Source organism: Schlesneria paludicola DSM 18645, assembly GCF_000255655.1.
Taxonomy (GTDB): Bacteria; Planctomycetota; Planctomycetia; order Planctomycetales; family Planctomycetaceae; genus Schlesneria; species Schlesneria paludicola.
The window spans coordinates 264,967-278,459 of sequence record NZ_JH636437.1 but is presented as its reverse complement, the minus strand read 5'-3'; the positions used below and the strand labels follow the sequence as shown (position 1 = coordinate 278,459).

The following is a 13,493-nucleotide window of genomic DNA, read 5'->3' as shown; positions in this document are numbered from 1 at the left end:
CATCAACCCCGGCCCCCAAGATTTCGATGTGACAATGCACTCGTGTCCCGCAAGAAGTTCGAGTGGCGCGTTTCTGTGACTCGAACACCAGTGCGATGCAAAGGATTCGGCAGGATGCCGCTTCCTCAGAATCCCGAGGGGATTCTTCCGATCGAGAACCTTCCGCAGAGAGAGACCGCCGATGTCATTGAATCGGTCATCGACGCCTGACTTGGCAAGTCGCCCACGCGTCAGTTCACCACAGGTCTATGATCTTTACGCCGACTTGTTTTCGAATCAGACTGCGGTCGAACCCGTACCGGAAGCGGTGCCGGCATCGACACCCATGCCCCGTCCGCGCGAATTGACGAAGGGGCAAGTGGCACCGGCGCCGCCACCACGAAGTCCCTTGACGCTGGCCGACTCGGGGCTGTCAATGGGACAGCTTTGTGATCTGGTCCTGAAGACGCTGTATGTGCAGGGTGTCTTGCAGGGATCGGACCTTAGTCGTTCCACGCGACTGCCGTTCGCCATCCTGGACGAGTCACTGCGCGTGCTGCGCGACCAGAAACTAGTGGAGGTTGCATCGGGCGATGTGGTCGGGCGGATCTCGTACCGATTTGCGTTGACCGAAATGGGTCGTGCCCGTGCCCGTGATTCATTCGAGAATTGCCGTTACGTCGGACCGGCCCCCGTGCCGCTCGAACAGTATATCGAGCACTGCCGCCTGCAGCATGTGACGGGCACTCCCTGCACATCGGCGGCCTTGCGCAGCGCGTTTCAAGATTTCGTGGTCCAGCCCGAAATGCTTGATGAACTCGGACCGGCGGTCTGCAGCGGCAAGTCGATCTTCGTTCACGGTCCTCCCGGTAACGGCAAGACGGTGATCGCCAAAGGGCTGGGACGATTCCTGAATACGTTCGGCGGCGAGATCTACGTTCCGTATGCGATCCTGGCCGAAAACAGCATCATCACGGTCTATGATCCGGGGATTCATCAAACGACAGACGATGCCGATCTGTCGCAACGCGGCTTTGCAACGGGCTCGAACGAGCAGTCGAGTTATGTGGTTCACGACGGGCCGGTCGATTTACGCTGGCGTCGGATCAAGCGCCCGGTCGTGGTCACGGGTGGCGAACTGTCTCTGGACATGCTGGAACTGCAATACAGCAAGACCGCGAACTATTACAATGCTCCTTTGCATATCAAGGCCAACGGCGGCGTGTTCCTGATCGACGACTTCGGACGACAGATTGTCCGTCCCAAGGACTTGCTGAACCGCTGGATTGTTCCGCTTGAGGAACGCGTCGACTACTTGACGCTGGCCACGGGCCGGAAATTCATGTTGCCGTTCGAGCAGTTGATCATCTTCTCGACGAATCTCGATCCGAAAGATCTGGTGGATGATGCGTTCTTGCGGCGGATCAAGCACAAGATTCGCATCAATCCACCCACCCGGGATTTGTATACGTCCATCTTCCAAATGGTATGCAGTCAGCGCGACATTCCTTATGACGAGTCGACGGTCAGCTCGCTCTTTCAGAAGTATTACGATCAGGGACGAACGCCGCGTTCGAGCGATCCTCGCGATCTGATCGACATGGCGCAGTCCATCAGCCGTTATCGCGAACGTCCGATCGCACTGACGGCGGAATTGGTTGACGAATGTGCCCGACGGTTCTTCGGCGAGATTTGAGTCAATCGCCCAATGATTGGGCAGAGTGTTGAGCGCGCAGGGCGCGGTCAAGGAGGATCACCATGGGACGCATCACTTGTTCCGTCTGGATCGGCATGACGATGTGCCTGGTCGGTTGCAATTCGATGAGCACGTTCGGGGAATTCAAGTCGAAGTCGCAACCGACGGCGACGTCACGCGTCGGGTCTCCCGAATTCTCGTCCTCAAAGAAGCTCAAAGACCCGGTGAAGATGCACCTGGCCTATGCAGGTTGGCACGAGCAGTCTGGGAACTATCAGGAAGCCCGGAAGTCGTACCTGAAAGTGCTGCAAAAGAGCCCTAAAGACGTGGAAGCGATGCTCGGCCTGGCACGCGTTGATCGCGCCTTCGATCGACAGGAAGAGGCAGATCGGCAATTGCAGAAGACGTTTAAGCTGCATCCGAAAGATCCACGGGTCCTGGTCGCCATGGGCCAAGTCCATGCTTCCCGTCAGGAATGGCCGGAAGCACTCGAGAAGATGCAGGCCGCGCATAAACTCGATCCGTACGAAAAGATGTATGAATACCATCTGGCTGTGGTAGAAGCCCAAGCCGGAGAAATCACCGCCGCGATGGAACACTTCACCCGATCGGTGGGCCAGGCGGAAGCCCACTACAATGTGGGCTTCATCCTGAACGAACAGGGGAACACGAGCGAGGCCGAGTTTCATCTGATGAAGGCGCTGAAACTGAAGCCAGATCTCAAGCAAGCCGAACAAACGCTGGCGGCACTTCGCACACACAACCACGACCCGGTGCAGCCCGTTTCTTACAACAAGAAGGCACAGGCGCGCCCTAGCTTCAACGAGTGATTGAGATTGGCGGTGAACGGATGCTCGAGGATCTCTTGTCCTTGTTGCCCGCTTCCGTTTGGTTGAAATAAAGGGGACAGGCACCTGGCGGATGCAGTCCCCTTTATTTCAACACGCCGTGATTCCACCTCGTTATTAACCGGGAGCTTCGTAACGAGAGGAGAAAACGCGGGAGGAACGAGAAGACATTCCGTGCGTTAGGGCATCGTGACATGTCGAATCGTGACATCGACCTGGCCCCGATTATCGGCCAGTGAGTTCCAGGCGTCGTTCAATCGCAGATACAGCGTTCCAGTCACAGGCGATTCAAACTGGGATTCGCGTCCCAAGGGAATGACGCGCAGCATCGGTTCATCATTGCCACCGGCCGGGCCTTCGTCGGGATGAATGCATCCGACCAGCATTCCGATCGGATGTCCGCCAAAGTATCGGATCGTGACACCTTGTGGTTCGCTCAGCCAAGGCTTTGGCGTGTCCGCCAGCGTGAACTGACCGGTCGCAGTGACCGTGTACCGCTGGCCCGCCTCAAGCTGGACCTGGCTTGATTGCCAGCCACGGTCTGCCTGCACCCGGGCAAGGCGTTCGGTCTCTGTCGTTGAGAACGGCAACCCCGGTTGAAACTCGATTGCCGCACGAGTCAGGTCATATCCGTCTTGCAGGTGATGTAGAAACAGCGACCACTCGGTGGCCAATTCGCGCTGTTGGGGCCCGAAGAATTCGATGGCGGTCGGCCGAAACTGATTTCCATGGATGAGCTCATTAAGCTGCCGAAAGCGTGCCTGATAGCTCGGTGTTCCATCGAGAAACGCACAAAGAGCCCACGACCACGCGTAACAATCATTCGAGCGAAAATCGTGAGGTTCGAACGCGAGAATCTCGGAGATCGACTTGAGCCTTCCGGCAACGACACTGTCGTGGATCGTCAGAATTCGACCAAACCCGGCGAAATCACGAGCAGACGTGGGCATCACGCGGAAATGTGCCCGCCGTTGATCGTCGATCCGATGTGCCGCAAAATATTCGGCCATCCCCTCCAGATACCAAATGGGGGCGTTGATCTCGGCCCAATACATCATAAAGCAGTGTGTCGCTTCGTGCAGCAACAGATGGCGGCGGTAGTAATCCGTCGCCTGCTCGCGCATCCAAAACTCGTTGCGCACATGTCGTCCGTGCTCGAAGTTCAATTCTTCCGGGACCAGGCCCAGCTCGCGGAACAGGGCCAGATCTCGGATCAGGTAACCGCTCATCTGGAAGTCGGTTCCCGCGCGATCGGGCGGAAGAGAGCCCAGTGCCGATTCCCACACCGGATAGATCTGGTCCACCAAATCAGGGAGATCGCAGGCTGACTCAAGTGGGATGTCAGTATACAGCTTCAGCCGTTTTGACTCGACAAGAGAGATCCCGGCGGCTTTCAGGCGCGCCTCATCATGTCGGAGGCGCTGATCGGCGGGACGGTACGCCGACTGCGGTGGGACCTGTGGCGACGCGACGTGCGATGCAGGAACTTCGACGGGCGTTTCAGTCACCGCGGGCTTGGCGGAGTGCGAGTGTTTCTGTCGATCGACGTCCTGAGCGACCGGAGCGGGCTGTGGCGCGTTGACGCGATCACAGCCCGGCAATCCGATCCACAGACACCAGACGAGATACAGGCTTCGGCAAAGGTGAATTGCACGGCCAGTCATCAGAAAAGTTACTTCTTTGGGGTAGCGATCACGCGGCCCTTGGTGATCTTCACTTCCTTCTTCGGGCGATCTCCCGAGCCGGTTTCGACGGCACCAATCTTCAGGACGACGTCCAGGCTGTCCTTGTCTGCCGTCTTACCGAAGACCGTGTATTGGTTGTCCAGACTGGCGGTGCCGGCACGGCTCAGGCAGATGAAGAACTGTGAACCGGCCGAGTTTGGATCGCTGGTACGGGCCATCGACAGCACGCCGGCATCGTGTGGTGTCTTGTTGAATTCCGCGGGGATTCGATATCCCGGACCGCCCGTTCCGGTGCCTTGTGGGCAGCCCACTTGGATCACGAAGCCGGAAATCACGCGGTGGAAGATGATGCCGTCGTAGAATCCGATCTTTGTCAATCCGATCAGATTCTTGGCATGTCCTGGTGCGACATCGGGAAACACATCCAGCAGGATCTTGCCGGCGGTGGTGTCGAATTCGACCTGATACGTATTCTTGGAAAAGTCGACATCGGCAAGGGCTTTATCGACTTCCGCGCGGCGGTTGGCTGTCACGTGACAATTCCTTCAAATGAAATCAAGAGAAAATGCAGACGACTCTTCCTGCAAGCCACGATCATACATTCCCCAGGCGGCAACGTCATGTCTATGCCTCATTTCAGGCGGCGTGCCGCTTGCCTCCGATATCGGGTTATGCGATCTTCTGGACAGTCATCCAGAATTGAAAATGTACAAAGGTGAGGTAGGGTTCATGCGTCTCGCAAAGCTTCGATTGGCCGATGGTTCGATGCGCGTGGCGATTGTCGAAGATGATGGACGCCTGCGTCTGCTGGACCTGCTGCAAGTCGATATCGCCCGCAGTCTGATGGACGTGTTGCACGCACCAGATCCGATTGGGCTGGCGCGATTTCTGATCGATCGCGATGCCCCGTTGCTCGATGCGCGTCAAGTGACGATTCTGGCTCCGATCGATCGGCAAGAGGTCTGGGCGGCGGGTGTCACATACAAACGCAGTCAGGTGGCTCGGATGGAAGAGTCTGAAACCGGGGCGTCTCATTACGACCGTGTCTATACGGCGCCGCGTCCCGAGATCTTCTTTAAGGCGACCCCCAATCGCGTCTCCGGCCCCGGCGAACCGTTGCGTGTCCGCGCCGACAGCGGTTGGAGCGTGCCTGAACCGGAACTGGCACTTGTGATCTCGCCCGCCGGACGATTGGTCGGGTTCACCGTCGGAAATGACATGTCAGCCCGCGATATCGAAGGCGAAAATCCACTCTATCTGCCCCAAGCCAAGGTCTATAATGGCTGCTGTGGACTTGGGCCCTTCGTCCTGATCCCCGAACAACCACTTGATCGTACGGCAACGAAAATCCGGCTGACGATCGAGCGTGAAGGGAAGACGGCCTTCACCGGCGAAACGGACCTGGGCCAGATGAAACGCGAATTTCAAGAACTGATTGACTGGCTGACGCGTGAGAATGATCTGGTCACCGGGGCGTTCCTGCTGACCGGCACGGGAATCGTCCCGCCGGACAATTTCACCTTATTGAACAATGATGCCGTGAGCATCGAAATCACGGGCATTGGGACCTTGTCGAATCCTATCGTCAAGGCGGGATAGACGATCATGCTGCTGGTGGAAACAAACGCGGGTGTCACGAAAGTCACGCTCAATCGACCCGAACGTCGGAATGCCCTGTCGTCGGCACTGCTGACGGAACTGGGTGCGACGCTGGAACGATTGGCGGACGATGTCCTGACACGTGTCGTCGTGCTGGCATCGTCTGGCCCGGTCTTCAGTTCAGGTCACGATCTGGGCGAAATGGTGGGCCGGTCCGAGTCCGAGTATCAGGAGCTATTTTCACGCTGTTCAGCGGTGATGCAGCAGTTGCGGAAGCTGCCTCAGCCCGTCCTTGCCCGTGTACAGGGATTGGCAACTGCCGCAGGCTGCCAGTTGGTGGCGGCCTGTGACCTGGCGGTGGCCGCAAACGAGGCGAAATTTGCCACACCAGGGGTCAAGATTGGCCTGTTCTGTTCCACACCGATGGTGCCCTTGGTCAGGGCCATTCCGGCCAAGGCCGCGATGGAAATGCTGATGACCGGGGTCCCGATTCCAGCGCAGCGGGCACTGGAACTCGGGTTGGTGAATCGTGTCGTGGCTGCGGACGAGCTCGATACGGTCATCAAGCAGATGACTGATGCGATCGTCGCCAGTAGCCCGATGACGATCCGCCTGGGCAAGCGGGCCTTCTATGATCAGTTGCATCTGGACGAACCGTCCGCCTATGTTCGTGCGACGCAAGTCATGACGGACAACGCGATGAAGCATGATGCCCAGGAAGGGATCTCGGCGTTCCTGCAAAAACGTCCGGCTCAGTGGACAGGCGAATGACGCGGCTGGCAGGACGAACAATCGGAAAATGACGAATCCCAGCCCGCAACCTTCGGATGATCAGGGGCCGAATTCGCCCGGCAAAATTGCCTATTGGCTCTTCGGGCACGCACGACGCGTCGTCGTATTTATTGTCGGCACAACGGTGCTGCTGATTGGGATCGCGATGATCCTATTACCGGGACCGGCGTTCATTGTCATTCCTGCAGGCCTTGGCATTCTCGCCACCGAATTCGTGTGGGCCAAGCGCTGGTTGGAATACGCCAAACGGCAAGTCGATTCACTCGCCGCGGCGGCCATGAAAGCCACGTCATCGAACTCTTCAGCGGACAAGACGTCACCCTCTTCAACAGACAAGACGCCACCACACGAATGATTCCGAGATCCATGGTGGTACTTGAATCCCGTTGAATGCCTCCGTGACTCGGGGAACGCATTGGTGGTGTAGGAGTCGCCGAGACACGATGAGTTTGAGCCAGCCTTCACCTGAATTTGAGCCTGGCAAACTGAAAATGGCGGGTTTCGCGAGGGGTGAGACAGCGATAAACTAGTCGAGCTTCGAACCTGGAAAGCCAGGTTGGTTGTCCAATGAGAGTTTGCGACCTTCTTTCCTTACTGATCCGATTGGCTCGCCCCATTTCATGACGCCTCGTACCGATACCAATGTGTTGACGAAGATCATCGATCACAAGCGGACTGAAGTCGCTGAAGCGAAACGACTTCGCCCAATCGAACAGTTGCGGGATCAAGCCGCTGCGGCCAGTCCGGTACGAGATTTCGTCCAGTCGCTCAGGTCCAATCCGGATATCGGATTGATCGCCGAAGTCAAAAAGGGGTCGCCGTCTGCGGGCGTGATCCGGCAGGATTTTGATCCTGTTCAAATTGCAAGAATTTATGAACAGCATGGTGCGTCATGCTTAAGTGTACTGACGGACGAGACGTTCTTTTTGGGGCATCTCGACTATTTGAAGGCGGTACGGCAGGCCGTGACGATTCCGGTCTTGCGGAAAGACTTTTTTATCGACCGGTATCAAGTGCTGGAAGCACGGGCTGCGGGAGCCGACTGTATTCTGCTGATTGCCGAATGTCTGGACGATTGCCAGTTGCGCGACCTGTATTTTTACGCGTCGGAACTGGGGATGGAATCGTTGATTGAGCTCTACGATGCCGAGAATCTGGACCGAGTTCTGAAACTGGAGCCCGCATTGGTCGGCATCAACAATCGCGACTTGCGGACCTTTGTCACGGACCTGGACCACACGACGCGGCTCTCCAAACAGGTTCCGGCGACGACACTTCTGGTCAGCGAGAGCGGGATCAAGACTCGTATCGACATCGATCGCGTCAAAGCGGGTGGCGCTCGGGCCATTCTGGTTGGCGAATCATTGATGCGATCGGCTGACATTGGTGCGGCGGTCGACACGCTACTGGGTCGATCCGCAGTGACGCAATGATGATGACCATGAATTGACTATTGAAATCCAGGGGACGGCGAGCAACAGGGCGGAAACGATGAGTGACCTGTTATCCCTCGGGGTCTTGATCGCGATCGTGTTTGGGATCTGGTGGATGCTTCGTCCACGATATGCCTTCGTGGTGCAGATCAGAAACGGGACTCCTGTCTGCCGCAGGGGTCAGGTCGATTCCGCCTTCTTGCGGCATGTTGCTGAAATTTGTCAGTGGTCAGGCGTCCGCTATGGGACAATTTACGGTACTCTACAACCGACACAGAGACGGCGTCACTCGGTCTTTGGACGCAGAACTCGAATTCGGTTGTCATTTTCCTCGGGCTTTCCCGCCGGTTGCCAGCAGCAGCTGCGCAACGTGTCATTGATCGAACAATAAGAACGGATCGAATCAACAACGGTGAGAACAGGAAGTTCTCTTGCAGAGAGCGTCGTCATGCCCAGCAAGGTTTCTTTCGAATGTCCGGGGTGCCTGGCCAAGCTGAGCGCACCCGACAAAAGCAAATTGGGGAAGAAAATCAAATGCCCCAAGTGCCAGGAAGTCTTCACGCCCGAGGTCTCTGAGGACGACGAAGACTCGTTCGAGATGGATGACGATCTGGACGAGGAGCCAGCCGAAGAATCTCCGCGTCGCAAAGGACCTGTAGGAGGAGGCAAAAAAGGCGCCGGGAAGAAGGGTGGCAAGGGTGGTTCATCAAGCGAAGGCTCGAAGTCACCGCTGATCATCGGGGGAATCGTCGGGGTTCTCGTGCTGATCGGCGGGGGATTTATGCTCTTGAGCAAGAAGGCTCCCCCGCCTGAAGAGCCCATCGTCGTGACTGCCGCTCCAACACCAGCCCCGGCGGCTGAGCCTGCCGCCGCACCAACACCGAAGGCCCCAGATGCTCCCCCGGCGAGCTTGGCGGAACGGGCGCTCGGCCTGCGTTGGATGCCGTCAGCAACCGATCTTGTCATTCATGTGAAAGTGGCAGAGCTTTGGAACGCACCGCTGCTCAAAGGCCCGCTCAGCGACAAGATGGTCACTGATAGTCTGGCGAAGTGGAAAGAGACGGTCGGACTCGGCCCAACGGAGATCGAGAGCATCACGGTGGGGATCCCCGACGCATTTACCACGGCCGCCACGGCGATCTCACAGACACCCGGCGCAGGCAATTCGGCAAATGCCGATTCGACGCCCGCAACGGATCCCGCAGCAAGTGCTGATGGAATTCCGGCACCCGGCTGGTTGAACGATACGAATCGATTTGTCCTGGTGATGAAGACCAAAAAAGCGGTCGATCTCAAACAGATTGCCGAACGAATCGTCGGGGGGAAGCTGCGGGAAAAGAATGGCAAATCGTATGTGTCCTCACTGGACAATCCCGCAACAGCGAAGATGGCGCCCGCGGGATACTGGGCGCCGAACCCGAATCTGCTGATCGCTGGCAGCGAAGCGGAACTGTTCTCGACAATGGAACGTGGCGAAAGCACGATTCCCCGTAAAGAATTGACGGCCGTCGATTCAGGGCCGTTGATCGTCATTGCAGCGGCATTTCCCACTGCCGACGCTGAGGGGAAAATGACCTCGTTGCAGGCGGTGCCCGGCTTTTCTCAGGTACAGGATTCATTGAAGCAACACGCCTTGCGCTGGGGCAGCGTTGGCGTGTCGATCAAAGGAGGATTCGACCTTCGCATCAGCGCGGCCAGCGGCACACCAGAAGGGTCGAGTCGTCTGAAAGCCGAGATGGAAACTGGACTTGCATCCGCACGGGAGTGGTTCAAGAGCTACAAAGAGATGGCACCCCCGCTGATCGGTGAATTGGGTGACATGATCTTCACCAACGCCAAGATCGTCGAGCAAAGTCAGGTGGTGAAAATCTCGACCAGCGTTCCCGATTCGGCCCAGGCGAAACTCGAACAACTTCCTCCGATCCTGATGGTGATGGCAATGACCAGCGGCATGGGTATCCCCGGAACCGGACTTCCCGCCGGAGCACCGGGATCGCCCGCCGCGTCGAAGTTTTCATTGAAGCAACCCGGTGAAACCGAAGGGGTTGAACCTCAAAAGGCGGAAGGGTTGCTGGGCGGGATGAAGATCGAAGCGCGAACAGCCTGGAGCACTCACCCAAAAATTTCGTCAACGGGAACGCCTGAACTATCTGTGGATCTACTGATCGATGTGACCGGAGACGGTCTCGAGACCATCTGCGGTTCCGCCGGGATCACTCCCAAAACGATGAAACTGTCTGACGGGGGCACCTTGCACGCCAGTGCCCCGAAAAAATCCGAGGTGGGTGACGTGGTTCCAGAATCCGCGTTTGCCCTGTTTGATGCCGAGGACGACATGGCTGACGACCACCCGCCAAAGACACTACGCGTGCGGTTGTCGGTCGATGCCCCGACGTCATCCGCGACAACCCTGGATGTCTTCGAAGGATCGTTTCTGTATCTGACATCGACAGGCGCGGAGCAGTTCACGATCGAAAACGCTGTCCGAACCGCATCGCGGCCCCTGACGCGAACGGAATTCAAAGAGTCAGGACTGAACCTGCGCCGCAGCCATTCCGCCGTCCGACCACAATCGTTAACGCTCTGGTGTGACAAAGGTCATTTCCTGGGCCAGGTTCGGGGAATGCCGGGCGATCTGATCGCCTTCACTGAGTTTGAAAAAGACCGAACCGTGCAGCGGCTGTATTCCAACCATCCCACGCAGGTCTTTCCCGACGATCTTCAGCTTCAGTTCTCGCTTTACTCGCACGTCGAAGAAAAAATGGTCAGGTTTCGATTTGAGAACGTGCCCCTGCCCTCGCCCGAGTCCAAGTCCGAAGCGATGAATCTGATCCAAACCCAGATCCCCCCCGTAGGAGCCCCGCAAATCGGGCTTCCCACGACGCCGCCCGCTCTGACGTTACCTGGCACTGGTCCGGTTGGGCCACCCGGCATGAAACGGGACAAGAATGGACGAGTCATCGATGATTGAGCGCCAGCGCACCTGGACGGTGCGGCGGCAGATTCAATCACCGGCAGCGGGATGCCGATTCCGAGGATGGGTTCTCAAGTGGACTTTGGGAGTTCGAGATGCGTGTGTGCCTGCTCGCGGTTCTGGTTTGTCTTTCGCCCGTTCTGGTCTCGGCTCAAGACACAAGCTTGCCGTTACCTGGAACGCAATTGCTCAAAGCCGAAAAACCACTCGATGTGCTGATGATCGAAGGAATCGATCGTTTCTGCCTGAAAGAGATTGTCGCAGCCCGACTCAAACGCGAATCACTGTGGCAGCGCGACTTCAGCAACGCCGCAGCCTACGAAAAAAGTCTGGCACCCTATCGCGAGAAGTTCCGCACCATTCTGGGTGCCGTCGATCCCCGTGTGGAAACGGCAAAGTTTGAACTGGCAAAACAATTCCCATCTTTGGCGCCGTCGCAAACAGGACATTCGACAGGTCCTTCCAAGTACTCCGTCGAGGCCACTCGCTGGCAGACGCTGGCCGGGATCGCTGCCGAAGGATTGTTGCTGATTCCAGAGCACAACAACTGGAACGCCATGGTGATCGTCATCCCCGACGCACGCTGGTCACCTGATCTGTTCTCGGGTGCCGCACCCGGTACCGAAACGGCAATCTCAACACTGCCACAACGACTGGCTGAGAATGGATGTCTGGTCGTCATTCCCACCTTGATCAATCGTAACGACGACTTTGCGGGCAATCCCGAGATCGCCATGACGAATCAATCGAATCGTGAGTGGGTCTACCGATCGGCGTTCGAGATGGGTCGCCATGTCATTGGCTATGAAGTTCAGAAGGTGCTCGCCGCGGTCGATCTGTTGACACGCATGAATGCCGAATCCAGTCAGACACGACCGATTGGCGTGGCGGGCATTGGTGACGGCGGCCAACTGGCGCTCTACAGCGCGGCACTCGACAACCGGATCAACAGTGTCCTGGTCAGCGGTTATTTTCAGCAGCGCGAAGCGGTCTGGCAGGAGCCGATCGATCGCAATGTCTGGCGTCTGCTGACCGAGTTTGGTGACGCTCAGCTTGCTTCGATGATTGCACCGCGGACGTTGGTCATCGAAGCCTGTCAGGTTCCCGAAACCGATGGTCCATTGCCAGTAAAACCCGGTCGACGCGGTGGGGCGGCTCCCGGCCAGATCAAGACCGCCGACATTGAGCTGGTTCAAGCCGAGTTCAAACTGGCTCAACATCTGTTCGAGCAATTGAAAGTCGGAAATCAGCTTCGGCTGGTGTCCAGCGGTGCCGATGGACGCGGCCCCGGTTTCAGTGACGCGGCGGTTGTCGCGTTCATGAATGGTTTAGGCTGGAAGAATGTTCCCGCCGCATCGAGCGGGCCGACACCGCGTTTGAGAGTCTCTCTCGATCGCGCGGCCATTCAGCAGCGGCAAGTGACCGAAGCGGTGCAGTTCACACAAAATCTACTGCGTGACTCGTACAAGACCCGCGACAAGCGAGTCTCCAAAATCGACCGAAGTTCCGTCGAAAGTTGGGTCGCTTCCGCGGATCGGTATCGTGACGAGGTTTATGAAGAACTGATTGGCAAGCTGCCCGAACCGGTTGCTCCGCTGAACCCGCGGACGCGACAAGTACTCGACGAAAAAGACTTTCGTGGTTACGAAGTGGTGCTTGATACATACCCCGATGTGATCGCCGCCGGAATCCTCTTATTGCCAAAAGACATGAAACCGGACGAAAGGCGTCCGGTGGTCGTCTGCCAGCACGGATTGGAAGGGGTGCCGATGGACACGATCAGCGGCCCTGATTCTGACGGCTACAAGTACTACAAGAGCTTCGCGGTGGAACTCGTCAAACGCGGATTTATCACCTATTCACCGCAGAATCCGTATCGCGGAAAGGATCTGTTTCGGACTCTGCAACGTAAGTCGAATCCCTTGGGTCGATCGCTGTTTAGCTACATCATCCCTCAACACCAGGTGACGTTGAAATGGCTGGCCTCGTTGCCGAATGTCGATGCCAACCGCCTGGCATTTTACGGGTTGTCGTACGGAGGTAAGACGGCGGTTCGTGTTCCTCCCCTGCTGCCGCCACGAGAAGGACGCCCCGGATATTGCCTTTCGATCTGTTCCGCCGATTTCAACGAGTGGGTCAACAAGAATGCGAGCGTCGAGTTGCCATTCACTTATGTCTTCACGCCCGAATATGAAATCTTCGAATGGAACATGGGCCATGTCGCCAACTACGCCGAGCTTTCGATGCTCATGACGCCCCGCCCGTTCATGGTTGAACGTGGTCATGACGATGGCGTGGGTTTGGATGAATGGGTGGCCTTTGAATATGCGAAGGTCCGGCGGCACTACTCGAAGCTGAATCTCGCGGACAAGACCGAGATCGAATTCTTTAACGGGCCGCATACGATCAACGGAAAGGCCACGTTTGCGTTTCTGCATCGCCATTTGAACTGGCCACAACCGCAAAATTGACGAACGCCAATACCGC

The 13,493-nt window shown here is 57.2% G+C and carries 10 protein-coding genes; 8 read left to right on the top strand and 2 right to left on the bottom strand.

The window, feature by feature from the left end; all coding sequences use genetic code 11:
* Positions 1-181 precede the first annotated feature (181 nt).
* Both OSO_RS0139435 and OSO_RS0139430 read left to right on the top strand, forming a co-directional pair.
* A complete protein-coding gene (locus OSO_RS0139435; RefSeq protein WP_202800042.1) occupies positions 182-1,675 on the top strand; it encodes a DUF8689 domain-containing protein in 1,494 nt (497 codons plus the stop codon).
* 62 nt (positions 1,676-1,737) lie between these two features.
* The gene (locus OSO_RS0139430; RefSeq protein ID WP_010588214.1) at positions 1,738-2,505 is read left to right on the top strand and encodes a tetratricopeptide repeat protein; all 768 of its coding nucleotides are present in this window, start codon (positions 1,738-1,740) and stop codon (positions 2,503-2,505) included.
* 197 nt (positions 2,506-2,702) lie between these two features.
* On the opposite strand, the gene OSO_RS0139425 is transcribed toward OSO_RS0139430, so the two are convergent.
* Together OSO_RS0139425 and OSO_RS0139420 are read right to left on the bottom strand one after the other, a co-directional pair.
* On the bottom strand, positions 2,703-4,187 hold the full coding sequence (locus OSO_RS0139425) for a hypothetical protein (protein ID WP_010588213.1): 1,485 nt from the start codon (positions 4,185-4,187) through the stop codon (positions 2,703-2,705).
* An 8-nt stretch (positions 4,188-4,195) separates the two neighbouring features.
* Positions 4,196-4,741, bottom strand: a complete 546-nt coding sequence (locus tag OSO_RS0139420) for a peptidylprolyl isomerase (protein WP_010588212.1) — start codon at positions 4,739-4,741, stop codon at positions 4,196-4,198.
* Between the two features lie 196 nt (positions 4,742-4,937).
* Between OSO_RS0139420 and OSO_RS50475 the strand changes: the two genes are divergently transcribed.
* From OSO_RS50475 to OSO_RS0139380, 6 genes are all read left to right on the top strand, one after another.
* A complete protein-coding gene (locus tag OSO_RS50475; protein WP_010588211.1) occupies positions 4,938-5,807 on the top strand; it encodes a fumarylacetoacetate hydrolase family protein in 870 nt (289 codons plus the stop codon).
* A 6-nt stretch (positions 5,808-5,813) separates the two neighbouring features.
* Positions 5,814-6,578 (top strand): enoyl-CoA hydratase, encoded by a 765-nt coding sequence (locus tag OSO_RS50470; protein ID WP_010588210.1) that lies wholly within the window; start codon positions 5,814-5,816, stop codon positions 6,576-6,578.
* 28 nt (positions 6,579-6,606) lie between these two features.
* Entirely contained in the window at positions 6,607-6,954 is a 348-nt protein-coding gene (locus tag OSO_RS49565) for a PGPGW domain-containing protein (RefSeq protein ID WP_010588209.1), read from the top strand.
* A gap of 265 nt (positions 6,955-7,219) precedes the next feature.
* A complete protein-coding gene (trpC, locus tag OSO_RS0139400; protein ID WP_010588208.1) occupies positions 7,220-8,032 on the top strand; it encodes an indole-3-glycerol phosphate synthase TrpC in 813 nt (270 codons plus the stop codon).
* 448 nt (positions 8,033-8,480) lie between these two features.
* Positions 8,481-11,003, top strand: coding sequence for a zinc ribbon domain-containing protein (locus OSO_RS0139385; RefSeq protein WP_010588207.1), 2,523 nt, complete (start codon positions 8,481-8,483; stop codon positions 11,001-11,003).
* A gap of 98 nt (positions 11,004-11,101) precedes the next feature.
* Positions 11,102-13,477, top strand: coding sequence for an alpha/beta hydrolase family protein (locus OSO_RS0139380; protein WP_010588206.1), 2,376 nt, complete (start codon positions 11,102-11,104; stop codon positions 13,475-13,477).
* Positions 13,478-13,493 lie beyond the last annotated feature (16 nt).